A 24,609-nucleotide genomic window follows, 5' to 3' on the forward strand; every position below is an offset into this window, starting at 1 on the left:
TTGGCATTCGTACCGTTGCTTGCAACCAAGTTGGTCGTGCTCACAGGACGCCAACGCCAGAGCAACTTCACCGTGCGAGGAGACCACATGACCGCGAACCAATCGTCGCTCGAGCGTTTGGCGGACGTCCTGCCCCCTACCGCTGCTGCCGACACCGACGGCGAACTGACGATTGGCGGCTGCCGGGTGAGCGACCTCGCAGCGGAATTCGGTACCCCGCTGCACATCTATGACGAGGCCTCCCTTCGACACCAGATGCGTGCGCTCGTCGACGGACTCCACCGTCGGTGGCCGAATTCGGAAGCGGTGTTCGCCTCCAAGTCGGCGCCCATTCTCGCGATCTACGCCATCGCGGCTTCCGAGGGGATGGGCATCGACGTCGCCGGACCGGGTGAACTTGAGCTTGCACTCGCGGCGGGGGTGTCGCCAGAGCTGATCCACCTGCACGGCAACGCCAAGACGGATGCGGAACTTGCTCGAGCAATCGAGGTCGGCGTCGGTGTCATCATCGTCGACAACGAGGCCGAGCTTGACCGGCTCGAGCGTCTCGTGCCTCGCGGACGCCGCCAGAAGTTGCTGTTCCGGGTCATGCCCGGCGTCGACGCGAAGACGCACGCGAACATGAACACGGGCGGCAACGACTCCAAATTCGGCTTGCCGATCAGCGTCGTGAGCGAGCTGATTCAGCATCTCGCGGGCCACGATCGGCTCGAGGTCGCGGGCGTTCACGTGCACATCGGCTCTCAGATCCTCAGCGTCGAGCAGTTCGCGAGCGCGGTCGAAGCGTTGAAGCCGCTCGGCGGGCTCGCGGTCTACGACCTCGGTGGCGGCCTCGGTATCGCCCACCACGAGGGCGAGCAGGCACCCTCCGTGGACGACTATCTCGACACGCTGATCGGCGCCGCCGAGCGCTACTTGCCGGCCGATGCTCGGATCCTTATTGAGCCAGGACGCTCGACCGTGGCTCGGTCGGGAGTCACCGCCTACCGAACGGTGGTCACTAAGGAAACGGGTCGGACGTTCGTGGCGGTCGATGGCGGCATGGCCGACTTCGTCGAGGTGGCCCTCACCGGCCAGCGATTCTCCGCCCTGGTCGCGAACCGAGCAACCGCGGTGCCGAACTCGCGAGTCCAGCTCGTCGGGCGTCAGTGCGAGTCCGGCGATCTGCTCATCGATCAGGCCGAGCTGCCCGACCCGCGCATTGACGACGTCATTGTCATCCCCGCCACCGGCGCCTACACGTACACGATGACCAACAACTACAACGGTGCCGCACGGCCCGCGGTCGTCTTCGTCAAGGATGGCGAAGCACGGCTCGCCGTTCGCCGCGAAACCACCGATGACCTGCTCCGCCTCCACCAACCTGCGCTGGACCACGACTGGGCGACCAGCGCAGTCCCCGCCGCAACGATGTGACTCACAACACCAAGGAGAATTTGATGAAAACTCGTACGCTAATTGCTCTGATGGGCGCGTCCGTCCTGGCACTCACCGGTTGCTCCGCGTCGGAAACTCAGACCGAGCAACTCACTTCAGGTGTGGACGAAGCCGCGAAGGCGGCGGTGCCGCAGGAGATCCGCGACGCGGGGGTCATCAATGTGGCGGTCGACTACCCGTATCCGCCGTTCGAGTACCAGGACGATGCGGGTGAGATCACCGGGCTCGACATCGATTTGGCGTATGCGATTGGCGAGAAGGTCGACATTCCCGTGCAGATCAACAAGCAGCCGTTCGACTCCGTGGTCGCGAGCCTGCAGGCCAACAAGAACGACATCATCCTCTCGGGCATGAATGACACGCTGGAGCGGCAGGAAGTGCTGGACTTCGTCGAGTACCTGCACGCAGGCTTCGCGATCGCGGTGCCCGCGGGCAACCCCGAGGGGATTAGCGACGAGCTGGACCTGTGCGGACTGACGATCTCCTCGCAGAAGGCTTCGACAAGCGGCGACATCCTGCGCGACCTCAGCGAAGAATGCACGAGCGCCGGCAAGGCCGAGATTCAGATTCACGAACTCGCCACTACGAACGACGGCCAGACCGCGGTGCAGGCAGGCAACGCCGACGCGTTCATCGGCGACGCCCCGATTATGGAATACCTCGTTGCCACGGCCGGCGACGGCAGCACATTCGAACTCGTCGACTTCGCCGATGCACCGAAGGGGTTTGAGCCCGTGTATACCGGCGTTGGCGTCCTCAAGGACGAGGGTCTGACGGAAGCGCTTACGCTGGCCATGCAGTCAATCGAGGCGGATGGCACCTACGACGCGCTACTCGAGAAGCACGACCTGAAGCAGTACCGGGTCGAGAGCATCGACGTGAACCTCGCGGAGAAGTAATGAGTACCGTGACCTCTCCCACGGCACCCAATAGCTCGCCCGGCGAGCGCAGCGGACCCCGGGTCGCTGCCGATGACCTGACCATCCGGCCACTGCGACACACGTGGCGGTGGATCTCGGGTGCGGCGGTCCTGTTCCTCGTCGCGATCTTCATCCACGCGATCGCGACAAACAAGAAGCTCGACTTTGCGGCCATCGGCCAGTACCTCTTTAGCCCGCGGATCCTCTCGGGCCTCGTCCTCACCATCGTGCTGACCGTCCTCGCCATGGCCATCTCGACCGTGCTCGCGATCCTGATTGCGGCGATGCGGATGAGCAAGAACCCTGTCATGCAGGCGGTGTCGGCGGTCTACATTTGGGCATTCCGTGGAACGCCTCTGCTCGTACAGGTCGTGCTCTGGGGGTACCTCGGCCTGCTCTTTGACCGGCTTGGCATCGGCGTCCCATTCACGAGCATCATGTTTTGGTCGATGCCCACCAACCTGCTCGTGACCCCATTTGTCGCCGGCCTGCTCGCCCTCACCCTGAACCAGGCAGCCTACTCGGCCGAGATCGTTCGCTCGGGCATGCTCTCGGTCGACTCGGGACAACGGGAGGCTGCAGCGTCGCTGGGCATGACGCCGGTGCGCACCTTCCGTCGCATTCTGCTGCCGCAGGCGATGCGGGTCATCATTCCGCCGATGGGCAACGAGTTCATCTCGATGCTGAAGAACACGTCGCTGCTCTCGGTCATTGCAGTGCTGGAGATCTACACGGTGGCGACGCAAATCTCGGCACAGAACCTCAAGCAAATTGAGCTGCTGATCGTCGTGAGTCTCTGGTATCTGCTGCTCACCTCGCTGCTCGCGATTCCCCAGCACTACCTCGAGAAGTACTTCGGTCGGGGCGTTTCGGGAGCCTCTGAAAAGCGGGCGAAGACGCCGGGTACGACGGACGACGAAACAGGTGCGGCACAGGTCGCCGACGCCGGGACGAAGGAGGGCCAGCGATGAGTAAGACCGTGAACCCATGGACGCAGGCCACCGCAGTCGTCGACGACGACGCGCCGATCGTGCGGCTCGAATCCGTGCGAAAGCAATTTGGACAAAACGAGGTGTTGAAAGGCATCGACCTCACGGTCGAACGCGGCGAAGTCGTGGTGTTGCTTGGGCCGTCGGGTTCGGGAAAATCCACCCTCCTGCGCTGCATCAACCACCTCGAAACGATCGATGGCGGCCGAATTACCGTTGACGGCGAGATCATGGGCTACCGGCAGCGCGGCGACGTGCTGCATGAACTTTCCCCTGAGCGAATCGCGCGTCAGCGCAAATCGATCGGCATGGTGTTCCAACGATTCAACCTCTTCCCGCACATGACGGCGCTTGAGAACGTCATCGAGGCGCCGGTGGGCGTCCGCAAAATTCCCAGAGCGCAAGCGCGGGAGAGGGGCCGCATCCTGCTCGAGCGGGTCGGGCTCGCGGACCGCGCCAATCACTACCCGAGCCAACTTTCGGGCGGACAACAACAGCGGGTCGCGATTGCACGTTCGCTGGCGATGGATCCCGAGCTCATGCTCTTCGACGAGCCGACCTCGGCGCTGGACCCGGAACTTGTCGGTGACGTGCTCGATGTGATGCGCGACCTTGCGGCGGCAGGAATGACCATGATCGTCGTCACCCACGAGATCGGGTTTGCGCGGCAGGTCGCCGATCGAGCCGTGTTCATGGACGGTGGCGTGGTGGTCGAGCAGGGGGATCCCGCCGAATTGTTCAGCAATCCGCAGCACGAACGGACGAAGGCATTCCTGAGTAACGTGCTGTAACTGCGTGGCCCGCGGTGGGTGCCTGCCCCGGGAGGCGGCGCGTTGCCACCAGTGTCAGCCCGGTTCGAGCCGAGCCCCGAACGCATGAGTGTTACGACTTGTAGAAATCTGAGCAAACCGGTCATTCAGGCTGGGTAGCATCAACGGGTGCACGATTTCGAAGACGAGGTTGGAGGTGGACTCCTGTGACACAAGACCGAGCCGCAACTCAGAGTGCGGAAGTCTGGCTAGCTGAGGGCGTGGATGCGCGCAGTCTGCCCAAGATACTGCTGCACGATCACCTCGATGGCGGGCTTCGTCCCGACACGATTCTCGACCTCGCGCAGGACGCGGGTATCGAGTTGCCGGCGGCGGGGGAGCCCGAGCTGCGTGAATGGTTCCGCGCGAACGCCGACTCCGGCTCGCTTGAACGCTACCTCGAGACCTTCGACGTCGTGCTGCGTGTGCTGCAGACGCCCGAGGCGCTGCACCGCGTCGCCCGCGAGGCGGTCGCTGATCTTGCGGCAGATGGCGTGATCTACGCCGAGCTGCGTTGGGCCCCCGAGCAGCACCTGCGCGGCGGCCTCACGCTCGACGACGTCATCGCCGCGGTCACCGCCGGCCTGCGCGAGGGCTGCGAGGCCCACGAGGGCATCGAGGTCGGCCAGCTGCTGTGCGCCATGCGCCATGCGAACGATGCCGACACGATCGCGGATGCGGCGCTCCGGCACCGCGGCGATAGCGAGTCGGGCGGCGTGCGCGGCTTCGACCTCGCGGGCCCCGAGATCGGCTTCCTGCCGAGCCAGCACCGCCGCGCCCTCGAGAAGCTCGCGGGAGAGTTCATGCCGGTCACGATTCACGCGGGTGAGGCCGCGGGCCTCGAGTCGATCGCCTCCGCGCTCATCGATGGTCGCGCGCTGCGCCTCGGCCACGGGGCACGCATCGCCGACGACATCACGCTCGAGCAGCAGGACGACTCGGGCACGCGCGTCACGCTCGGCCCGATCGCGAGTTGGGTGCGCGAGCGCGGCATCGCCCTCGAGCTCGCGCCGTCGTCGAACCTGCAGACCGGTCTCGAGCTCGACAGCCCGCTGTTCGAGCACCGCACCGTCGAGACCATCACGCAGCACCCGTTCGATCTGCTCTACCAGCTCGGCTTCTCGACCACGGTGAACACTGACAACCGGCTCATGAGCGCGACCAGCGCATCCGAAGAGCTACAGCTTGTCGCCGACGCCTTCGACCTGCGGCTCGGCGATCTCGAGCAGCTGCAACTTAACGCGGCCGAGGCGGCGTTCGCGCCGCTCGAAGACCGCGAAGACCTGGCCGAGCGCATCACCGAAGGGTACGAGCAGGAGGTGGGCGCGTGAGCGCAGACACCGCGAAGACCATCTTCACCGACCCGGGGCTCGTGCGCGCCGGCGGCAAGGCTGTCGACTGGCGGGATGCGGTGAGGCAGACCACGCGCCTGCTCGTGTCGGCGGGCTACGTTACGCGTCGCTACCCCGACAAGGTCATCGCCGTGATCGACCGGTACGGTCCCTACACCGTGATCGCGCCGGGCCTCGCGATCGTGCACGCGCAGCCGAGCGCCGACTCGATCAAGCCGGGCGCCGCCGCCATGACGTTCCCCGATGGCGTGAACTTCGGCCACGCGCACTTCGACCCGGTCGGTCTGGTCATCGCGATCGCGACCACGAACCCGTCGGCGCACATCGAGCTCATCGCCGACATCGCCTCCCAGCTCGAACACGACGGCGGCATCGTCGACCGCGCGATCCGCGCGAGCACCGACGCCGCCCTCGTGGACGCCCTCGGCGAGGTCGCCCCTTAGCTCAGCAGCGCGCGCATCGCCGCGGCGGCCGCGTCGGCGCGCTCGTTTGCCGAGGCGCGGCGCTCGCCGAGCGTGCCGTCGGTCGACACCGCGTCGATGTACACCTTGATCTTTGGCTCGGTGCCCGACGGGCGAATCATGAGCCGCGTGCCGTCGTCGAGCACGAGCCGCACGATGTTCGCGGGCTGCGCATCCGTCTCGAAGTCGTGCACCTCGGCGACCGCCGCGGCGCCCACCTGCGTCGGCGGGGTCGCGCGTACCGAGGCCATGACGGCGGGCAGCTGTGCCGGGTCGTCGAAGCGCAGCGCCACCTGGCGCGAGGCGAACGCGCCGAACAGCTCACCGAACTCGTCATCGAGGTCCTGCAGCGTCTTGCACTCGGCGGCCTGCGCAAACGCGAGATCGAGCACCGCGAGGGCGGCAGAGAGGCCATCTTTGTCGCGCACGGTCTCGGTGTTGACAAGGTAGCCGAGCGCCTCCTCGTAGCCGTAGATGATGCCGTCGGCCCGCGAGATCCATTTGAATCCGGTCTGCGTCTCGGCGTAGCCGAGGCCGTAGTGCTCGGCGACCTTCGACAGCGCGGGTGACGACACGAGCGAGGTCGCGAGGGTGCCGGATGCGCCAGCCTCCGTCGCGATCTTCGCCGCGCGCCAGCCGAGCAGCTTGCCGATGTCGTTGCCGCCGAAGAGGTGCCAGCCGCCCGCACCGTCCGACTCGGCGACCGCGAGGCGATCGGCGTCGGGGTCGTGGGCGATGATGAGCTGCGCGCCGACGCGGCTCGCGGTCTCGTAGGCGAGGTCGAGCGCGCCTGGCTCCTCGGGGTTCGGGAAGTCGACGGTCGGGAACGTGCCATCGGGTTCGATCTGCTCGCGCACGACCTCGTGCGCCCCGATGCCGGCCGTCTCGAGCACTCGGCGGTAGGTGTTCCAACCGACGCCGTGCATCGCGGTATACGCGACTTTGAGTGGCACGGGGGAGTGTCGGAGCACCTTCGCGGTCGCCTCGACGTAGGTGTCGACGAGTGACGCATCGGCGACCGCGTATCCAGTGTCGCGCGGCAGCTCGTTCACCTTGCGGACGCTCGCGACCGCGGCAATGGCGGCCGCGATCTCGCCGTCGGCGGGCGGCACGATCTGCGAGCCGTTGTCGGCGCCGCCGAGGTACACCTTGTAGCCGTTGTCCCACTTCGGGTTGTGTGAGGCCGTCACCATGACGCCCGCGGAGGCGTCGAGGTGACGCACGGCGAACGCCGTCACCGGGGTCGGCAGCGCGCTCGGCAGCAGCGTCGCGCGCACGCCGGCGGCCTGCATCAGCTCGGCGGTGTCGCGAGCGTACGTGTCGGAGTTGAGGCGAGCGTCATAGCCAATCACGACGCTCGGGTGGGCCTCGCCGCGGGCGAGGAGGAAGTCGGCGAGGCCGCGGGCCGCCTGCGCGACGACCACCCGGTTCATCCGGTTCGAACCGGCGCCCTGGCGCCCGCGCAAGCCAGCGGTGCCAAACTGCAGTCGCGTCGCGAAGCGGTCGCGAACCTCACGCCACGCCTCGGCGCGGTCGGAGGTGTCGTCGTCGGCAATCTCCTCGCCGACGGCGTTGACGTCGCCGAGTCGGCCGAGCAGTTCGCTCAGCTCGGCGCGGGTCGCGTTGTCGGGGTCCTGCTCGAGCCAGGCCGTCGCGGCGTGGCGCAGGGCAAGCTGCGACTCGCGAATCAGTGGCAGGCTCATGCGCCTGCCCCGGTCGCGTCGTCGGTCAGGATGCGCTTGACCGCGTCAGCGAGCAGGGTCGCGAGGTGCGTCTCGGCGGCCTCGCCAGCGGCGATGACTTCCTCGTGGCTGAGCGGATCGGGCGAGATGCCGGCGGCGGGGTTCGTGATGAGCGACATGCCGAGCACCTCCATACCGGCCTCGCGCGCGGCGATCGCCTCGAGCGCGGTCGACATGCCGACGATGTCACCGCCGATGACGCCGGCCATCTTCACCTCGGCTGGCGTCTCGTAGTGCGGGCCGCGGAACTGGACGTAGACGCCCTCGTCGAGGTCTTCGACGCCGTGCACGATCGTGCGCAGGCGCTCGGAGTAGAGGTCGGTGAGGTCGATGAACGTCGCGCCCTCGAGTGGCGACGCGGCGGTGAGGTTGATGTGGTCGCGGATGATCACCGGGGTGCCGGGCGCCCAGGCCGGGTTGAGCCCGCCCGCGCCGTTCGTGAGCACCATGATCTTCGCGCCGGTCGCGGCCGCGGTGCGCACCGAGTGCACGACACGCCGCACGCCGTGGCCCTCGTAGAAGTGCGTGCGTGCCCCGATGATGAGTGCGTGGTGACCGGAGTCGAGGCGCACCGAGCGGATGGTGCCGACGTGGCCAGCGAGCGCGGGCTTCGAGAAGCCGGGCACCTCGTCGGCCGCCAGCGTCTTGACGGTCTCGCCCAGGGCATCCGCCGCCTTGCCCCAGCCGGAGCCGAGCGTGAGGGCGATGTCGTGGTGGGCAACCCCACTGCGTTCTGCGATGACGCGCGCGGCTTCGGCAGCAACGTCGACCGGGCGGGCGGCCGGGTCGTCGAGGGGATGCGCGAACTGGGCGTCGTTGTTGATCAGTTCAGCCATGGAGTCAGCGTAGGTGAGCGTCGCTGAACTCCGTGGCAAAATTGGAGACATGGGTGCGCTTGCTGCAGAACGTCATCGGATTGTTGTCATTGGTGGAGGGCCGGGAGGCTATGAGTCGGCGATCGCCGGCGCGCAGCTGGGGGCTGATGTCACGCTCGTCGAATGGGTCGGCGTGGGCGGTTCGGCGGTGCTGACCGACGTCGTGCCGTCGAAGACGCTCATCGCGACCGCCGAGGCGGCGACGCAGGTGCAGTCGTCCGACGAACTTGGCCTGCAGTACTTCGTGCGCGACGACGCCGACAACCCGCGCCGCCCCGAAATGGCGGTCAATCTCGGCAAGCTGAACCAGCGCATCCTGCGTCTCGCACAAAACCAGTCGGACGACATGCGCCTCAACCTCAAGGACCGTGGCGTGCGTATCGTCGAGGGCCTCGGCCGCATCGCGGCGCCCGGCGTCGTGAGCGTCAGCACCGGCGAGAACGGCCAAGAGTTCGACCGCATCGAATACGACACCCTCGTCGTCTCGGTCGGCGCGAGCCCGCGCGAGCTGCCGACAGCCAAGCCCGACGGCGAGCGCATCCTCACCTGGAAGCAGCTCTACAACCTGCAGGAGACCCCCGAGCACCTCATCGTGGTCGGTTCCGGTGTCACCGGTGCCGAGTTCGCCTCGGCGTACCGCGCGCTTGGCCTCAAGGTCACGCTCGTCTCGAGCCGCGACCGCGTGCTCCCGGGCGAAGACAAGGACGCGGCCGACGTCATCGAAGAGGTCTTTAAGCGCAACGGTATGAACGTGCTCTCGAAGACCCGCGCTGAGTCGGTCGTCGTCGACGGCGACGAGGTCGTCGTGACGCTCTCGGACGGCGCTGAGGTGCGCGGCTCGCACTGCCTGATGGCGGTCGGCTCGATTCCAAACACGAAGGGCCTCGGCCTCGAGCGCGCGGGTGTGAAGACGACCGACTCGGGCCACATCATCGTTAACCGCGTTGCCGGCACGAGCGTGCCGAACATCTACGCCGCTGGCGACTGCACGAACTTCTTCCCACTCGCCTCGGTCGCGTCGACGCAGGGCCGCACCGCTGTGTTTCACGCGCTTGGCGACGAGGTGCACCCGATCACGCTGCGCAACGTGGCCTCGAACGTCTTCACCTACCCCGAGATCGCGACCGTGGGCTGGCAGGAGAAAGACATCGAGGAGGGCAAGCGCACTGGCCGTGTTTACAAGCTCGACCTCGCGCAGAACCCGCGCGCGAAGATGCAGGGCTTCCGTGATGGCTTCGTCAAGCTCATCGCGGGCAACAACCTCGGCACGATCATCGGGGGCGTGGTTGTCGCGCCCCGCGCATCCGAGCTGCTGCTCGCGCTCTCGATCGCGATCGAGCAGCGACTGACCGTCGACGAGTTTGCGTCGTCGTGGGCGGTCTACCCGTCGCTCTCGGGGTCGATGGTGGATGCGGCGCGCGACATGCACGTGCGCGACGAGTAGGCTCGGCGCAGGGCTGCAAATTCCAGAACTTTCTCAGCCCCAGTGAATCTGATTCATATTTATAATAGGCTCAGCTCTGGGCGCTGAAGCCCCAAGCGTGTTGCCGACGCCAGGCCGGTCGCCGCAACACATCACCTCGAAACGAACTGGCGCCAGGCCGGCCCAGAGAGAAGAGAGCACACCGTGGGAAAGCCCATTAATTTTGACCGCGTCGAAGAGCTTGCCAAGGTTGAAGGCGACAAGCTCAACGAGCGCACGCAGGAGTCGAAGAACTACTACGCCAACGCGAGCAAGCACCTCGCGGGCGGCGTCGCCTCGTCATACCAGTTGCACGACCCGTGGCCCATCTACGTCGAGAAGGGCGATGGCCCCCGCGTGTGGGACGTCGACGGCAACGAGTACTACGACTTCCACAACGGTTTCGGTTCGATGGTGCAGGGCCACGCGCACCCCGCGATCGGCAAGGCCGTCATCGACCGCTACCCGCTCGGCACGCACTTCGCCGCGCCGACCGAGGACGCGATCGTCGTCGGTGACGAGCTCGCTCGCCGCTTCGGCCTGCCCAAGTGGCGCTACACGAACTCCGGTTCGGAGTCGACGATGGACGCGATCCGCATCGCCCGCGCCATCACCGGCCGCGACACCGTCATGAAGATCTTCGGCTCGTACCACGGCCACCACGACACCGTCATGGTTGACATCGGGTGGATCGACGAGCAGGAAATCGGCCCTCGCGACAACTACGCGTCGATCCCCTACGGCGCTGGCGTGCCGCAGGCGACCGTTGACATGACCGTCGCCGTGCCGTTCAACGACGCAGAGACCATGGAGAAGCGCATCCAGGCGCTCGACGCTGAGGGCCGCAAGCCGGCTTGCGTCATCATGGAAGCCGCGATGATGAACCTCGGCGTCGTGCTGCCTGAGGACGGCTACCTCCAGGCCGTGCGCGACATCACGAAGAAGTACGGCATCATCCTGATCTTCGATGAGGTCAAGACCGGTATCTGCATCGCCCCCGGCGGCGCGACCGAGAAGTTCGGCGTGATGCCCGACATGGTCACCCTCGCCAAGGCGCTCGGTGGCGGCCTGCCCGCCGGCGCGATCGGCATGACCGAAGAGGTCGCGACCGTGGTCGAGGACGGCTCGGTTTACCAGGTGGGTACCTACAACGGCAACCCGCTGACGCTCGCCGCGGCGCGTGCTTCGCTGCTCGAGGTCATGACCGACGACGCATACGCGCACCTCGCGCACCTCAACGACCGCATCATCGCGGGCTGCGAAGACGTCATCCAGCGCTACGAGCTCGACGCCTACACGGTGGGCATCGGTTCAAAGGGCTGCGTCGTATTCAGCGACCACAAGGTCACCGACTACGAGTCCTACATGGCCAACGCGAAGACCGGCGGCAAGCTCGCCGACCTCGCCTGGCTGTTCAACATGAACCGCGGCATCTTCATGACCCCGGGTCGTGAAGAGGAATGGACGCTCTCGGTCACCCACGACGACGCGGCGATCGACGCCTACGTCGAGGCCTTCGACCAGCTCGCGGCCGCGATTCGCAGCTAGTTCTCGCCTCCGCGCGAAAGCCCGCCCCAGCATCCAATGCGGATGCTGGGGCGGGCTTCTTCGTGCGGGTGCGGGTGCGGGTGCGGGTGCGGTTATGCGAGCGACACCTTGTGGTTCCACGAGTAGTGCGTGCGCCAGAGGCAGACGGCGGCGATGATCGCGAGCGCCGGCACGAACCCGAGCGGCATGACATCGTCGTTTCCGTTTCCGGCGAAGGCGTCGAGGAAGTTCGTATCGAAGTCGACGAACGCGAGGCTGCCTCCCTCGATGCCGAGGCCGATCGGCATGAACATGATGAACAGCGTCGTGATGAACTGCGTCACGAGGTAGAACGCGATGAGCGTGACGATCGGGCCACCCTTGCCGAGGCGATTCAGCGGCGCCTCGCTGCCGATGGAGACGCAGAAGAAGTACTGCACGGGCCACACGAGCATCTGCAGCACGAATGCGATGAGGAGCCCGACGACCATGCCGGTCGACGCATACTGCGCGACGAAGTGGAGGGCATCGCCGAGTGCCGTGAATGGGTTGCCTGAGAAGCCGACCATCGGGCCGAAGGCGGTCCAGAAGATCGCGGCCGAGATGACGGTGACGGTCATCGCGACGAGCGATGCGAGCCAGGTCCAGAGCGTCTTCGACCAGAAGATCGTGCTGCCCTTTACCGGGATTGACTGGGTGAAGTAGCCCTGCTGGCGGTAGCTCGAGCGCCAGTAGTCGACCGCGAGGGCGATCTGGGTTGCGGGCAGCATCACGAAGGTGATGACGAGCCCGAGCGCGACGCCGAGCTCGGAGAGCACGGGCCACTTCATCAGGGCGAACAGCGTCGAGAGGGAAACGATCGCGAGCCCGCCGCCGAACAGCAGGCCGAGCAGCGTGCGGGTGCGAAGGAATTCGTGCTTGAGCAGTGTGGCGATCATCGGTACGTCTCCCTAAACAGTGCGTCGAGACTGAGGTTGTGTTCGGCGCGGAGGTCGTCGGCGTCGCCTTGCAGCACGACGTTGCCGTGGCGCATCAGTACGACGCTGTCGAGAATGGGCTCGAGGTCGTGGATGAGGTGGGTCGCGATGAGGAGCATCGAGTCCTCATCGAGATTGCGGAGGATGCCGTTCAGGATTACTTCGCGGGCGGCCGGGTCGACGCCGCTGATCGGCTCGTCGAGCAGGTAGAGCTTGGCACGCCGCGACATAGTGAGCGCGACCTGCACCTTTTCGCGCATCCCCTTCGACATCTGCTTGAGGCGCATCTGCTCGTCGAGGCCGAAGAAGCCGATGAGGTCGCGGGCCTTGGCTTCGTCGAAGTCGGTGAAGAAGTCGCGGTAGAGGCGGATGCAGTGGGCTACGCGGGCGTCCTGCGGCAGGAAGCTTGCGTCGGGCAGGAACGAGACGATCGCCTTTGACTCGGGGCCGGGTTCGTGGCCGAAGATGCGCACGTCGCCGCGGTAGTCGGCGATGAGGCCGGCGAGGATCTTCAGCAGTGTCGTCTTGCCGCAGCCGTTCTCGCCGAGTAGGCCGACGATGTGGCCCGGCGCGAGCTCAAGGTTGAGCTCGTTCAGCGCCGAGGTCTTGCCGTACGTCTTGCTGAGGTGTTGAACCTGGATGGCCGGGCTGGTCACGTTACTGCCCTCCCGTGCGGGTGTGTGGGGTGTGGTCAGAGTGGACATTCGCGTCGTCCCATCGTTGCTGGATGATGTCGGCGGCCTGGGCGAGGTGCATGCCGAGGCCGCGAACTCGGGAGATGTAGTCGTCGGTGGCATCGCGGGCGAGGTCGGCGCGTAGGGCGTCGATGCGGTCGAGATCGTCGGTGATGAAGCGCCCGCTCGTACGTTCGGAGCGGGCAAGGCCGGCACGCTCGAGCTCGGCGAGCGCGCGCTGGGCGGTGTTGGGGTTGACGCCGACTTCAGCGGCGATCTCGCGCACTCCGGGAACACGCGAGCCTGGCAGCCATTCGCCGACGACAATGCGCCGGGAAAACTCGGCGACGAGCTGCACCCAAATGGGGGAGGTGGTGCTGAACTCCATCGGTATCCTTGTGTTGTTGTATTAGGTGATTAATACAGTGGCACAGGTGGCGGATGCGCGCAAGGGTTTCTGGAAAACGAGTTGAGCCGGCGTGGCGACCAGGATGCTCCTGGCTGCCACTCCGGCCCGGGTGTGGGGTGGGTGGTTAGGCCGACAGCAGCTCGATGAGGTTGTCGGAGAACTGCGAGTTGTAGGCGAGGGCCGTGGTCTCGACCTGATTGCTCGAGGCGTCGGTATCGATGTAGGTGGCTACGGCGTCGTCGCGATGCTGTTCGTTCAGCAGGCCGAGGGCAGCGACGGATGCGGAGATTGAGTCGGCCGCGGCGCCCTGGAGGACCGGGGCGTCGGTGGTCTGGGTGATCGAGGTTTGTGTGCTGGCCTCGTCCGCGAAGGCCGGGGTGGAGAATCCGAGTGTCACGGCGACGGTTGCGACTGCTCCGAGTCCGAATGCGGCGTTGCGCCATCCGCGGCGGCGACCGCGTGCGCGGCGGTCGGTCATTCGGGTCTCGTTCATGTGCTGCTCGGTCATGGTGATGCTCCTTGCGTTGCGGCTCGTCTTCGGGCTTGTGACTACCTTCGGCGGGCGAACTATGGGTAGGGCAGCACCTCGCTATGCGTTCGCTATGCGGGGCCCGAATAACGAAACTGCCGGCCCACCCGCGAGGGTAAGCCGGCAGTTGTGGCCTGCGCAGTGCGGCCTATTCGTCTTCGACCGAGAGCAGCTTCGTGCCCGAGCTGATGGTCTCGCCGGGGCCGCCGGTGATGCCGCGCACGACACCGTCGCGCGTCGACGAGATCGGCTGCTCCATCTTCATGGCCTCGAGCACGACGAGCAGGTCGCCCTTGACGACGCGCTGGCCCTCCTCAACGGCGAACTTCACGATGGTGGCCTGCATCGGCGACGTGACGTCGTTGCCGGATGCCGTGTCGACGGAGCCACGCGAGCGGCGGCGGGGCGCGTGGCCGGCCATGTTGCGGCCAACGCCGCCGTGCTCGATGCCGGCTGAGATGACGAGGCGCTCGGGCAACGAGACCTCGATGCGCTTGTCATTCACCTCGACGACGACCTCGCGGCGGGCGCCCGGGTGCTCAAGCTCCTCGGCCTCGCCGTCCCAGGGCTCGAACTGGTTGTCGTAGTCGGTCTCGATCCAGCGCGTGTAGACGCCGAACTCGCCGTTCTCAGCGGTGAACGCCGGCTGGCGCACAACGTCGCGGTGGAACGGAATAACGGTGGGCATACCGGCGACGACGAACTCGTCGAGGGCACGGCGCGAACGCTCGAGCGCCTCCTCGCGGGTCGCGCCAGTGACGATGAGCTTGGCGATCATCGAGTCGAAGGCGCCCGAGACGGTGTCGCCCTGGCGGACGCCCGAGTCGACACGCACGCCGGGGCCGGTCGGGGCCTCGTAGGTCGAAATCTTGCCCGGTGCGGGCAGGAAGTTGCGGCCCGGGTCTTCACCGTTGATGCGGAACTCGAACGAGTGCTTCGTCGACACCGGGTCGTCGTAGCCAAGCTCGGCGCCCTCAGCGATGCGGAACTGCTCGCGCACGAGGTCGATGCCCGTGATTTCTTCCGAGACGGGGTGCTCGACCTGGAGGCGGGTGTTCACCTCGAGGAACGCGACGGTGCCGTCGTTCGCGAGCAGGAACTCGCAGGTGCCGGCGCCCTGGTAGTTGACGTGCTTGAGGATCGCCTTCGATGCCGAGTACATCTGCTCGCGCTGCGCATCGGTGAGGAACGGCGCGGGGGCCTCTTCGACGAGCTTCTGGTTGCGGCGCTGCAGCGAGCAGTCGCGGGTCGACACGACGACGACGTTGCCGTGCGCATCCGCGAGGCACTGGGTCTCGACGTGGCGCGGCTGGTCGAGGAACTTCTCGACGAAGCATTCGCCGCGGCCGAATGCTGCGACCGCTTCGCGCGTGGCCGACTCGAACGCGTCGGCGATCTCCGACTCCTCGCGCACGATCTTGAGACCGCGCCCGCCGCCGCCGTAGGCCGCCTTGATGGCAACCGGGAAGCCGACCTCGCGAGCGAAGTCGACGACCTCGGACGCGCCCTGCACCGGCTCGAGCGTGCCGGGTGCCAGGGGCGCACCCACCGACTCGGCCACGTGGCGAGCGGTCACCTTGTCGCCGAGCGCCTCGATCGCCTCGGGCGACGGGCCGATCCAGATGAGGCCCGCGTCGATGACGGCGCGCGCGAAGTCGGCGTTCTCGGAGAGGAAGCCGTAGCCCGGGTGCACGGCGTTCGCCCCCGAGCGACGTGCCACCGACAGCAGCTTCTCGATGACGAGGTAGGTTTCGGCGCCGGTCGCGCCGCGCAGGGCGTACGCCTCATCGGCGAGCCGAGCGTGCGGGGCCTCGCGATCCTGGTCGGCGTACACGGCGACCGAAGGGATGCCGTAGTCACGGGCGGCGCGAATGATCCGGACGGCAATCTCGCCGCGGTTGGCGATCAGGAGTTTCTCAATGCGAGGCATAACTCCCTAGCTTATGAGGAAAGGCACCGTCGGCGTTGGAACTTCCCAACAGTGTTTCTCGCGAAATCGTTGCGGAAATCACGAAGCGCTCGGCCTAGCGCGGGTTGTCGCGGCTGGCGACGCTGTGGGCTCGGCCGAGTTTCGTCGCGAGATCGGCGACCGCCTCGGCGAGTTGCGGCGGGCCGACGGGCACAAAGTCGAAGGGGCTCATGGTCGCGAGCGCCGCAACCCAGCGGGGATCGCCGCGCGTGGTGAGCAGCGTCGTGTCGTCGTCGATGGCCTCGAGGTCGCCGCGGAGCCACTCGGGCATCCGCTCGCGCACCTCGTGCAGCGGGGCGAGGATGCGCAGCTGCATCGGCTCGCCCGGCTGGTAGGCGCGCGCCTGCCGCACTGCCTCGAGCGAGTCCGGCGCAACCCGGGGCTCGAAGCGCAGCGTGGATGCGCGCGGCTCGCGAATGCGGTCGAGGCGGAACACGCGCCAGTCGTCGCGGTCGAGGTCGAAGGCGTGCAGGTACCAGCGTCGATCGATCGCGAGCACGCGGTACGGTTCGGTGCGGCGTGAGCTCGCCCGCCCATCCGCAGCCGTATAACCAAACTCGAGCCGCACGCCATCGCGCACAGCGCGCGCGAGCACGCGGAGCAACTCGGCATCGACGACGGGTCCGTTTGGCGCGGGCACATCGACCGACTCGGTGACCGCGGCGATCTCGGGGCGGAGCTTGGGTGGAAGCACCTGGTCAAGCTTCGTGAGGGCGCGCACGGCACCGTCGGCGAGGCCGTCGATGCCCGACGTCGCCGCGAGCTGGAGCGAAACGGCCATCGCGACGGCCTCGCTCTGCTCGAGGAGGAGGGGCGGGAGCGAGCGCCCCGGGCCGAGTTGGTACCCGCCGCCGTGGCCGGCGGTCGCGAGCACCGGATACCCGAGCTCGCGCAGGCGATCGATGTCGCGCCGGATGGAGCGGGTGGTGACGCCAAGCTCGGCCGCGAGCTCGTCGCCAGACCACACCGAACGCGACTGCAGCAGGTCGAGCAGTCGAAGGGTTCGCGCGGTCACTTCGGACATGGCGACAGTCTGCCGGATTTTGCGGACAAGAAGTGTCCGCAAATGCCGATAGTTTTGCCCCTGACCAGAGAAAAACGATGCGATCCACAAATGCGTCGGCCACCTGAGTCTGCGAGGATAGAACCCGTTTTCACAATCGGGTCTCGCTCCACCCAGGCGCCCGACGTTCTGTCTCGAAGAAGTGGCCCACAAGGCGGTATTTCATGTTGCTCAAATTGCTCGGTAGGTATTTGCGTCCGCACCTACCGCTCGTCATCGGCGTGCTGGTGTTCCAGCTGCTGCAGGCGTTCGCAATGCTCTACATTCCCACCCTCAACGCTGACATCATCAACAACGGTGTCGCGAAGGGCGACGTCGGCTACATCTGGCAGACCGGTGGCGTAATGCTGCTCGTCGCCATCGGTCAACTCGTCTGCATCCTCGTCGCGACCTACTGCTCGGCGCGCGCCGCCATGTCGGTCGGGCGCGACCTGCGCCGCGACGTGTTTGACCACGTTGCCGGCTTCTCCGAGCGTGAAGTTGCCGAGTTCGGCGCCGGTTCGCTCATCACCCGCAGCACGAACGACGTGCAGCAGGTGCAGATGCTGGTGTTCATGGGCGCGCTCGTCATGGTCTCGGCTCCGATGCTCGCGATCGGCGGCGTCATCATGGCCATCCGTCAGTCGATCGAGCTCTCGTGGGTGATCGCCGTCGCCGTGCCCGTCCTGCTACTCCTTATGGGCGCCATCGTCGGCCGCATGATTCCGCTCTTCGGCAAGCTCCAAGACCGCCTCGACGGCGTCAACCGAGTGATGCGCGAGCAGCTCACCGGCATTCGCGTCGTGCGCGCGTTCGTGCGCGAAGGCATCGAGCGCCGCCGCTTCGGCGAGGCGAACGACAACCTCGCCGACATCGGCCGCCGCGTCGGTAATCTCTTCGTCATCGTGTTCCCCGCCGCGATGCTGATCATGGAGATCACCTCGGTCGGCGTCGTCTGGTTCGGTGGCCACCTCGTTGACTCCGGCACCATCGAGGTGGGCGCGCTCATCGCCTACATCTCGTACACGATGCAGATCCTCATGGGCGTCATCATGGTCAGCTTCATGACCACGATGATTCCGCGCGCCTCGGTCTGCGCGACCCGCATCAGCGAGGTGCTCGCGACCGACACGTCGCTGAAGTTCCCCGAACAGGGCATCGCCGAGCAGCCCACCCCGGGCCGGGTCGAGTTCGACAACGTGACGTTCGCCTACCCGGGCGCCGACAAGCCGGTGCTCAGCGACATCAACTTCACCGCCGAGCCCGGCCAGACGGTCGCCGTGATCGGCTCGACGGGGTCGGGCAAGACGACGCTCGCGAACCTCATCCCGCGCCTGTTCGACGTCACCGACGGCCAAGTGCGCGTCGGCGGTGTACCGGTGCGCGAGGCGGATGCGTCGAGCCTCTGGGACTCGATCGGCTATGTGCCGCAGCGGCCGTACCTCTTCGCCGGCACCATCGCATCCAACCTCGAGGTCGGCCTTGAGGGCGCAACCGAGGACGACATGTGGTGGGCGCTGCGCGTGGCGCAGGCCGATGACTTCGTCAGCGATATACCGGGCCAGCTCGAGGCGTCGATCGCCCAAGGCGGCACGAACGTCTCGGGCGGTCAGCGCCAGCGTCTCTCGATCGCCCGCGCGCTCATTCGCAAGCCGAAGCTGCTCGTGTTCGACGACTCCTTCTCGGCGCTCGACCTCACGACCGACGCCCGCCTGCGCGAGGCGCTCTGGCAGGAGCTGCCGCAGACGACGAAGTTCGTCGTCGCCCAGCGTGTGTCGACCATTACCGACGCCGACCGCATCATCGTGCTCGATGGCGGCCGCATTGTCGGTGACGGCACTCACGAGCAACTGCTCGCGGACAACCCCACGTATCAGGAGATCGTCGAGTCGCAGCTCGGCGCGGAGGCAACTCGATGACCGACGCACCCAAGACGAATTCCACAGCAACCGTCGACGAATTCGACGAAGAGACCGCCGCGGCCGCCGCTGCCGGCGGCGACTGGGGTGGCATGGGCGCCGACTCGCGCCCAGCGAAGAACTTCTGGCCCAGCTTCAAGCGACTGCTGAGCCTCATGGCACCGTGGAAGCTGAAGTTCGTGTTCGCCACCGGGCTCGGCGTGGTGTGGGTGCTCCTCACCCTCTGGGCGCCCCGCCTGCTCGGCAACGCCACCAACCTCATCTTCGAGGGCGTCATCTCGGCGCAGATGCCCGCGGGCGTCTCGAAGGAACAGGTGGTCTCACAGCTCGAGGCCGACGGGCAGCATAACTTCGCGGAAATGGTGTCGGCGATGGACCTCGTGCCTGGCCAGGGCGTCGACTTCTCCGCGCTCTCGCAGACCCTGCTGGTCGTGCTTGCGGTGTACCTCATCGCGACGCTGCTCGACTACTGGGTCGGCTACATGCTCAACGGCATCGTCATCAAGGCGATGCACCGCCTGCGCCGCAGCGTCGAAGATAAGGTGCACAGCCTGCCGCTGAGCTATTTCGACCGCACGAAGCGCGGTGAGTTGCTCAGCCGTGTCACGAACGATGTCGACAACATCACCAACGCGCTGCAGCAGTCGCTCATCTACGTGATCAACAGCGTGCTGATGATCATCGGTCTGCTCATCATGATGTTCACGATCTCATGGCTGCTGGCATTGATTGCGCTCGTGACGCTGCCGATCACCGGCATCATCATGGCGGTCATCGGCCCGCGTTCGCAGAAGGCCTACCAGGGCCAGTGGAAGTCGACGGGTCGTCTCAACGCCCGCGTCGAGGAGTCGTTCTCGGGCCATGCGCTCGTGCGTGTCTTCGGCCGCGAGAAGGATTCGCGCGAGAAGTTCAACGACGAGAACGACGAGCTGTTCCAGGCATCGTTCAGGGCGCAGTTCCTCAGCGGTCTGATGATGCCGCTCATGCAGTTCGCCGGCACACTGTCGACCGTCGGTGTCGCCGTTATCGGTGGCCTGCAGATCGCGAGCGGTAACCTCCGCCTCGGCGATGTGCAGGCGTTCATGCAGTATTCGCAGCAGTTCTCGGGTCAGATGGGTCAGGTCGGGCAGATGGCCCCGGTCATTCAGTCGGCCACCGCCTCGGCAGAGCGCGTGTTCGAGCTGCTCGACGCCGAGGATGAGCCGGAGGACGACCCGAACTCGCCCGACCTCGTGCCGGGCCCCGGCAAGATCGAGTTCGACCACGTCGCGTTCTCGTACTCAAAGGACAAGGACTCGCCCGACTGGCGCCCGCTGATCAAAGACCTCAGCTTCAGCGTCGAGCCCGGCCAGACCGTCGCCATCGTTGGGCCGACGGGCGCCGGTAAGACGACGCTCGTCAACCTCGTCATGCGGTTCTACGACGTCGACTCCGGGCGCATCCTGCTCGACGGGCAGACGACGGGCGAGCTTCGCCGTCACGACGTGCGTGCCCGCACCGGCATGGTGCTGCAAGACCCGTGGCTATTCCAGGGGTCGATCCTCGAGAACATCCGCTACGGCAACGACGACGCGACCGACGAGCAAATCAAGGAGGCGGCGCGCACGACCTACGTCGACCGCTTCGTGCAGTCGCTGCCCGACGGCTACGACACCATGCTCGACGAGGACGCCTCGAACGTCTCGGCGGGTGAGAAGCAGCTCATCACGATCGCCCGCGCGTTCGTTGCCAACCCGGCCGTACTCATCCTCGATGAGGCCACGAGCTCGGTCGACACCCGCACCGAGCTTCTGCTGCAGCAAGCCATGAACGCGCTGCGTCAGGGCCGCACGAGCTTCGTGATCGCGCACCGCCTCTCGACGATTCGCGACGCCGACCTCATTCTCGTGATGGAGCAGGGTTCGATCGTCGAGCAGGGCAACCACGACTCGCTGCTCGCGCAGCAGCGCGCCTACTGGCGCCTCTACCAGTCGCAGTTCTCGGGCGCCGCGACCGACCTCGACGAGGCCCCCGGCGACGGCACGGCCGAGCACGCGCAGTCGGCGACCGGTGCAACCCCGGTCGTCGGCGGTCCTGCGGGCGAGCAACTGACGGTGAGTTAGCGAAACGAGTGTGGGCCGCATCCTGAAGGGGATGCGGCCCACACTCATTCTCGGGACTACTCGTCGAAGCCGCGGAAGGCCGGGGTGCGCACCTGGGTGGCCGTGAGGTCACTCGCTGCAACCTCGGCGTACCCCGCGTCGCCACAGTCGGCGAGGTAGTCGCGCTCGCCGCGCTGGTAGATCTCGCACTCGGGCGTCGACGCGATTGCGTCGCCCGGCGCATCGGGCGCCACTTCGCCCTCGTGCCAGACGACCTGGTCGCAGAGCACGTCGAAATTGGTTGAGTAGGGGTCTCGATTGGTCGTGAGCGCGTTTTCGCCGCCGCGGAGCAGGCTGAGGTGACTCTCCTGAAGAATCGGTACCTGCGTCGTCGCGTCGGTTTCGAGTTGCTCCCCGAGAAACATCGAGCAACCGAGTGTCGCCTGTTCGCTCGACACATAGTCGTTGGGGTCGACATCGCGGTACTCGCCGGTGAATAGCGTCGCATTGAGTTCGCGGTCGAGCGCCGACCATCCGACGACCGCCCAGCCATCGCCAATCGCCGCAAAGTGGTCGAAACCGTGGCCCTCGCTCTCGGAGCCCTCGACTCGATAGAAGGCCACGTTCGGCGTCGGGGTATCGGTGAGTGTGTAGTTGTTGGCTTCGAGGTCGGCAATGAATGCGTCGAACGAGTCAGACGTCTCCACGTAGGAATAGAGCACGCCCACCTCGTAGTCGCTGCCGTAGATCGAGCAACTGAGGCCGCGATCGATGGGCGTCGCGGTGCCGGTGGCGCCGGTCTTGTCGAGCTGGAAGGTGCCGCCGGTGACGGCGACCTGTTCCTTGAGGCCCCAGCCGGGCATCGAGAGGTCGAACGCAGCATCGTGCGCCATCACGCCGGGGCAGCTCAGCGTCGACACTGGCGCGGTCTCGGCGGCATCGGTCGTTTCGGGCGCGGCGGTCTGCGTCGAGGATGCACCGGGCGACTCATTCACCGGCGGTGGCGTCGCGGACGGGCGGGGGTCGGAGCCGCCGAATGCGCATCCGGTGAGCAACAGCATCGCTGCCGCGGTGAGGGCGAAAGGGGCGGGGCTCAGGCGTCGAGTCACGCGAATCTCCATTGTTCGGTGGGCTTGCTCCATCGTCGCATGAGCAGCGGCCCGCCACACCCCAGTCGCGCTAGCTCGCGGCGCCTGGGCGATTCCAGAGGGCAGGCCACGAGCCGCCGAGCTCGCGCACGAGACGACGCACGACGGGCAACGAGATGCCGATGACCGTCGATGGGTCGCCGTCGATACGGTCAATGAAGGCACCACCGAGCGAGTCGATTGTGAAGGCGCCCGCGACGAAGAGTGGTTCGCCCGAGGCGACGTACGCGTCGATCTCGGCGTCGTCGAGGTCGTCAGCGAACGTCAGGGTCGCCGACTTCACGGCGCCGACGCCGACCGCGCCGTCGTGCCCCTCGCGCCGATCGACGAGCCAGTGGCCCGACCAGAGTGTGCCGCTCTTGCCGCGCTGCTGTTCCCAGCGTTCGCGGGCGCGCTCAGGAGTGTGCGGTTTGCCCTGAAGCACGCCGTTGACCTCGAACATCGAGTCGCCGCCGAGCACGAAGCCATCGAGCGTATCCTCGCCATCGGCCACCGCGAGGGCCTTCGCGCGCGCGAGCGTCAGGACTGTCTCGGCCGGCGTGAGCGAGCCCGCGGCCGCAAGCACCGCATCCTCGTCGACGTCGCTCGGGCGCACGATGGGCTCGATGCCGGCGGCGCGGAGCACCTCGAGGCGGGCAGGGGAGGTGGACGCAAGAATCAACGACATGCGCGCCAGTTTAGGCAGGCGGGTGAACGCGGCCGGCGTCAGTCGCGGCGCGTGCGGATGCGCAGGCCGAGCACGAACATCACGATGCCCGCGATGAGGCACACGAGCGTGAGGATGAGCGAGACCGCCATCGCGATGTCGTCGCCGGCGCTGCGCTTGATGCCGTCCGAGCTGAGTGCCCCGGCAACGATGAGAATGATGCCGATGATCATGAGGGCGACGCCGCCCTTGCGCTTCGGTGCCTTCGGAGTGCTCATCGCGCCAACGCTAGCAGCCAGGGCTGCGGCGGGGCGCGCCAATTAGACTTGTGGGCGTGACTGAAACCACTGCATCCGAGCTCGTTCCGGGCCAGATCGTTGAACTGACCGTCGGCGATGTGGCCCACGGCGGCATCTTCGTTGCCCGCCACGAGTCGGGCCGCGTCGTATTCGTCTCGGATGCGCTGCCCGGCGAGCGCGTCGAGGTGCGCGTCGCCGAAGTGAAGAAGCGCTTCGCCCGTGGCGAGACGCTGCGCGTGCTCGAGGCCGCGCCCGAGCGTCAGGAGCACGTTTGGGCGGCGGCGTCGCTCGACCGTGCGCCTGAGGATCGCGCCGGCGGTGCCGAGTTTGGGCACACCCTGCCCGAGTTCGGGCGCGAGCTAAAGCGGCGCGTGCTTGCCGATGCGATGGCCCGCTTCGGCGGCGTTGACGCCGATGGCGCGCTGCTTGGCGAACTCGAGGTGGCGGGCCTGCCGGGCGACGACGAGTCGCGCGGCACCGGCTGGCGCACCCGCCTCACGCTGCACGTCGATGCCGACAAGCGCGTCGGGCCGTATGCCGCTCGATCGCACCGCATCGTCGATGTCGACGACCTGCCGCTCGCCTTCAGCGATATCGAGGAGTCGGCGCTCGCCGAGATCCGCGCCGGCTCGCGTTCGCCCGGACGCATTGACTTCGTCGCGCCGGCTGACCACGAGGTGCACCTACTTCGCCGCCCCGATGCGAAGCCGTCCCGCGCTGCCGGCATCGTGCACGAGCGAGTGCACGACTTCGCGTTCGACGTGAACGAAGACGGGTTCTGGCAGATCCACCGCGCCGCCGCGACAACCCTGTTCGACGCGGTCGGCGAGGCGCTTGATCGCGAGCACTTCGACGCTGCAGCCCAGCACCTTGACCTCTACGGCGGCGTCGGCTTGCTCGGTGCGGCGCTCGCGGCCGCGGCGGGGGAGCCGGGCATTCGGCTCGAGTCGGTCGAGGTGGCCGAGGAAGCCACCGCGCACGCCGCCTCGAACCTTGCCCGCTGGGAGGGCACCTCGGCGGTGACCTCGGCGGTCGACCGCTACCTGCGCGGGCTGGCTACGACGGCGGATGCGTCGCTGCGCGCATCCCTCGCCGCTGGCACCGTCGTGCTCGACCCGCCGCGCTCGGGTGCCAAGGCCCCAGTGATCGACGCGCTCGCGGCGCTCGAGCCGCAGCAACTCATCTACGTGGCCTGCGACCCCGTCGCGCTCGGCCGCGACACCGGACTCCTGCGCGAGCGCGGCTACGAACTCACCCGCCTGCGCGCCTTCGACCTCTTCCCGAACACGCACCACGTCGAGGCCGTGGCCACTTTCATCCGCGCCGCCCACTAGCAGGCGGT

The 24,609-nt window shown here is 66.8% G+C and carries 22 protein-coding genes; 11 read left to right on the forward strand and 11 right to left on the reverse strand.

Annotated elements, in window-relative coordinates; all coding sequences use genetic code 11:
* Positions 1-87 precede the first annotated feature (87 nt).
* The 6 genes from lysA (at position 88) to EJL01_RS07120 (ending at position 5,950) form a co-directional block, all read left to right on the forward strand.
* The gene (gene lysA, locus EJL01_RS07095) at positions 88-1,416 is read left to right on the forward strand and encodes a diaminopimelate decarboxylase (RefSeq protein WP_125106866.1); all 1,329 of its coding nucleotides are present in this window, start codon (positions 88-90) and stop codon (positions 1,414-1,416) included.
* Between the two features lie 23 nt (positions 1,417-1,439).
* On the forward strand, positions 1,440-2,336 hold the full coding sequence (locus EJL01_RS07100) for an ABC transporter substrate-binding protein (RefSeq protein WP_125106867.1): 897 nt from the start codon (positions 1,440-1,442) through the stop codon (positions 2,334-2,336).
* The gene (locus EJL01_RS07105; protein WP_125106868.1) at positions 2,336-3,328 is read left to right on the forward strand and encodes an amino acid ABC transporter permease; all 993 of its coding nucleotides are present in this window, start codon (positions 2,336-2,338) and stop codon (positions 3,326-3,328) included. The genes EJL01_RS07100 and EJL01_RS07105 overlap by 1 nt, the downstream gene beginning before the upstream one ends.
* Positions 3,325-4,137 (forward strand): amino acid ABC transporter ATP-binding protein, encoded by an 813-nt coding sequence (locus EJL01_RS07110; RefSeq protein ID WP_125106869.1) that lies wholly within the window; start codon positions 3,325-3,327, stop codon positions 4,135-4,137. Before EJL01_RS07105 ends, EJL01_RS07110 begins: the two co-directional genes overlap by 4 nt.
* Before the next feature lie 185 nt (positions 4,138-4,322).
* The gene (locus EJL01_RS07115; RefSeq protein WP_125106870.1) at positions 4,323-5,486 is read left to right on the forward strand and encodes an adenosine deaminase; all 1,164 of its coding nucleotides are present in this window, start codon (positions 4,323-4,325) and stop codon (positions 5,484-5,486) included.
* Complete coding sequence (locus EJL01_RS07120; protein WP_125106871.1) at positions 5,483-5,950, forward strand: PTS sugar transporter subunit IIA; 468 nt, start codon at positions 5,483-5,485, stop codon at positions 5,948-5,950. The genes EJL01_RS07115 and EJL01_RS07120 overlap by 4 nt, the downstream gene beginning before the upstream one ends.
* Here the strand turns inward: EJL01_RS07120 and EJL01_RS07125 are convergent.
* Both EJL01_RS07125 and EJL01_RS07130 read right to left on the reverse strand, forming a co-directional pair.
* A complete protein-coding gene (locus EJL01_RS07125) occupies positions 5,947-7,671 on the reverse strand; it encodes a phospho-sugar mutase (protein WP_125106872.1) in 1,725 nt (574 codons plus the stop codon). The two genes, EJL01_RS07120 and EJL01_RS07125, sit on opposite strands and share 4 nt — an antisense overlap.
* The gene (locus tag EJL01_RS07130) at positions 7,668-8,546 is read right to left on the reverse strand and encodes a purine-nucleoside phosphorylase (protein ID WP_125106873.1); all 879 of its coding nucleotides are present in this window, start codon (positions 8,544-8,546) and stop codon (positions 7,668-7,670) included. Before EJL01_RS07130 ends, EJL01_RS07125 begins: the two co-directional genes overlap by 4 nt.
* 49 nt (positions 8,547-8,595) lie before the next feature.
* On the opposite strand from EJL01_RS07130, the gene EJL01_RS07135 reads away from it, so the two are divergent.
* Positions 8,596-10,029, forward strand: a complete 1,434-nt coding sequence (locus EJL01_RS07135) for an NAD(P)H-quinone dehydrogenase (protein ID WP_125106874.1) — start codon at positions 8,596-8,598, stop codon at positions 10,027-10,029.
* 183 nt (positions 10,030-10,212) lie between these two features.
* Positions 10,213-11,595 (forward strand): aspartate aminotransferase family protein, encoded by a 1,383-nt coding sequence (locus EJL01_RS07140; protein WP_125106875.1) that lies wholly within the window; start codon positions 10,213-10,215, stop codon positions 11,593-11,595.
* 92 nt (positions 11,596-11,687) lie between these two features.
* Here EJL01_RS07140 and EJL01_RS07145 read toward each other — a convergent pair whose 3' ends face one another.
* From EJL01_RS07145 to EJL01_RS07170, 6 genes are all read right to left on the reverse strand, one after another.
* Positions 11,688-12,512 (reverse strand): hypothetical protein, encoded by an 825-nt coding sequence (locus EJL01_RS07145; protein ID WP_125106876.1) that lies wholly within the window; start codon positions 12,510-12,512, stop codon positions 11,688-11,690.
* Entirely contained in the window at positions 12,509-13,207 is a 699-nt protein-coding gene (locus tag EJL01_RS07150) for an ABC transporter ATP-binding protein (RefSeq protein ID WP_241209135.1), read from the reverse strand. The genes EJL01_RS07145 and EJL01_RS07150 overlap by 4 nt, the downstream gene beginning before the upstream one ends.
* Position 13,208: 1 nt before the next feature.
* Positions 13,209-13,613: a GntR family transcriptional regulator gene (locus tag EJL01_RS07155; RefSeq protein WP_125106878.1), complete on the reverse strand. Its 405-nt coding sequence runs from the start codon at positions 13,611-13,613 to the stop codon at positions 13,209-13,211.
* Positions 13,614-13,758: 145 nt separating this feature from the next.
* Positions 13,759-14,142 (reverse strand): hypothetical protein, encoded by a 384-nt coding sequence (locus EJL01_RS07160; protein ID WP_125106879.1) that lies wholly within the window; start codon positions 14,140-14,142, stop codon positions 13,759-13,761.
* A gap of 169 nt (positions 14,143-14,311) precedes the next feature.
* A complete protein-coding gene (locus EJL01_RS07165) occupies positions 14,312-16,093 on the reverse strand; it encodes an acetyl/propionyl/methylcrotonyl-CoA carboxylase subunit alpha (protein ID WP_125106880.1) in 1,782 nt (593 codons plus the stop codon).
* A 94-nt stretch (positions 16,094-16,187) separates the two neighbouring features.
* The gene (locus EJL01_RS07170; protein ID WP_125106881.1) at positions 16,188-17,156 is read right to left on the reverse strand and encodes a helix-turn-helix transcriptional regulator; all 969 of its coding nucleotides are present in this window, start codon (positions 17,154-17,156) and stop codon (positions 16,188-16,190) included.
* Between the two features lie 203 nt (positions 17,157-17,359).
* Between EJL01_RS07170 and EJL01_RS07175 the strand changes: the two genes are divergently transcribed.
* Both EJL01_RS07175 and EJL01_RS07180 read left to right on the forward strand, forming a co-directional pair.
* On the forward strand, positions 17,360-19,093 hold the full coding sequence (locus EJL01_RS07175) for an ABC transporter ATP-binding protein (RefSeq protein ID WP_125106882.1): 1,734 nt from the start codon (positions 17,360-17,362) through the stop codon (positions 19,091-19,093).
* Positions 19,090-21,195: an ABC transporter ATP-binding protein gene (locus EJL01_RS07180; protein ID WP_125106883.1), complete on the forward strand. Its 2,106-nt coding sequence runs from the start codon at positions 19,090-19,092 to the stop codon at positions 21,193-21,195. Before EJL01_RS07175 ends, EJL01_RS07180 begins: the two co-directional genes overlap by 4 nt.
* A 56-nt stretch (positions 21,196-21,251) precedes the next feature.
* On the opposite strand, the gene EJL01_RS07185 is transcribed toward EJL01_RS07180, so the two are convergent.
* The 3 genes from EJL01_RS07185 to EJL01_RS07195 all read right to left on the reverse strand — a co-directional run bounded on the left by EJL01_RS07185 (position 21,252) and on the right by EJL01_RS07195 (position 23,246).
* Positions 21,252-22,283 (reverse strand): hypothetical protein, encoded by a 1,032-nt coding sequence (locus EJL01_RS07185; RefSeq protein WP_125106884.1) that lies wholly within the window; start codon positions 22,281-22,283, stop codon positions 21,252-21,254.
* A gap of 70 nt (positions 22,284-22,353) precedes the next feature.
* On the reverse strand, positions 22,354-22,989 hold the full coding sequence (locus tag EJL01_RS07190) for a Maf family protein (protein WP_125106885.1): 636 nt from the start codon (positions 22,987-22,989) through the stop codon (positions 22,354-22,356).
* A 38-nt stretch (positions 22,990-23,027) separates the two neighbouring features.
* A complete protein-coding gene (locus EJL01_RS07195) occupies positions 23,028-23,246 on the reverse strand; it encodes a hypothetical protein (protein ID WP_125106886.1) in 219 nt (72 codons plus the stop codon).
* A 56-nt stretch (positions 23,247-23,302) separates the two neighbouring features.
* Between EJL01_RS07195 and EJL01_RS07200 the strand changes: the two genes are divergently transcribed.
* Positions 23,303-24,601, forward strand: a complete 1,299-nt coding sequence (locus EJL01_RS07200) for a class I SAM-dependent RNA methyltransferase (RefSeq protein WP_125106887.1) — start codon at positions 23,303-23,305, stop codon at positions 24,599-24,601.
* The last annotated feature ends 8 nt before the right edge of the window (positions 24,602-24,609 follow it).

The sequence above is a fragment of the Gulosibacter massiliensis genome, from assembly GCF_900626105.1.
In the GTDB taxonomy this organism is placed as follows: domain Bacteria; phylum Actinomycetota; class Actinomycetes; order Actinomycetales; family Microbacteriaceae; genus Gulosibacter; species Gulosibacter sediminis.

Coding starts and splice junctions, on each gene's coding strand:
- EJL01_RS07130 (WP_125106873.1), bottom strand. CDS start 8,546: ATGGCTGAACTGATCAACAACGACGCCCAGTTCGCGCATCCCCTCGAC.
- EJL01_RS07195 (WP_125106886.1), bottom strand. CDS start 23,246: ATGAGCACTCCGAAGGCACCGAAGCGCAAGGGCGGCGTCGCCCTCATG.
- EJL01_RS07190 (WP_125106885.1), bottom strand. CDS start 22,989: ATGTCGTTGATTCTTGCGTCCACCTCCCCTGCCCGCCTCGAGGTGCTC.
- EJL01_RS07165 (WP_125106880.1), bottom strand. CDS start 16,093: ATGCCTCGCATTGAGAAACTCCTGATCGCCAACCGCGGCGAGATTGCC.
- EJL01_RS07170 (WP_125106881.1), bottom strand. CDS start 17,156: ATGTCCGAAGTGACCGCGCGAACCCTTCGACTGCTCGACCTGCTGCAG.
- EJL01_RS07155 (WP_125106878.1), bottom strand. CDS start 13,613: ATGGAGTTCAGCACCACCTCCCCCATTTGGGTGCAGCTCGTCGCCGAG.
- EJL01_RS07160 (WP_125106879.1), bottom strand. CDS start 14,142: ATGACCGAGCAGCACATGAACGAGACCCGAATGACCGACCGCCGCGCA.
- lysA (WP_125106866.1), top strand. CDS start 88: ATGACCGCGAACCAATCGTCGCTCGAGCGTTTGGCGGACGTCCTGCCC.
- EJL01_RS07135 (WP_125106874.1), top strand. CDS start 8,596: ATGGGTGCGCTTGCTGCAGAACGTCATCGGATTGTTGTCATTGGTGGA.
- EJL01_RS07125 (WP_125106872.1), bottom strand. CDS start 7,671: ATGAGCCTGCCACTGATTCGCGAGTCGCAGCTTGCCCTGCGCCACGCC.
- EJL01_RS07110 (WP_125106869.1), top strand. CDS start 3,325: ATGAGTAAGACCGTGAACCCATGGACGCAGGCCACCGCAGTCGTCGAC.
- EJL01_RS07100 (WP_125106867.1), top strand. CDS start 1,440: ATGAAAACTCGTACGCTAATTGCTCTGATGGGCGCGTCCGTCCTGGCA.
- EJL01_RS07105 (WP_125106868.1), top strand. CDS start 2,336: ATGAGTACCGTGACCTCTCCCACGGCACCCAATAGCTCGCCCGGCGAG.
- EJL01_RS07145 (WP_125106876.1), bottom strand. CDS start 12,512: ATGATCGCCACACTGCTCAAGCACGAATTCCTTCGCACCCGCACGCTG.
- EJL01_RS07175 (WP_125106882.1), top strand. CDS start 17,360: ATGTTGCTCAAATTGCTCGGTAGGTATTTGCGTCCGCACCTACCGCTC.
- EJL01_RS07180 (WP_125106883.1), top strand. CDS start 19,090: ATGACCGACGCACCCAAGACGAATTCCACAGCAACCGTCGACGAATTC.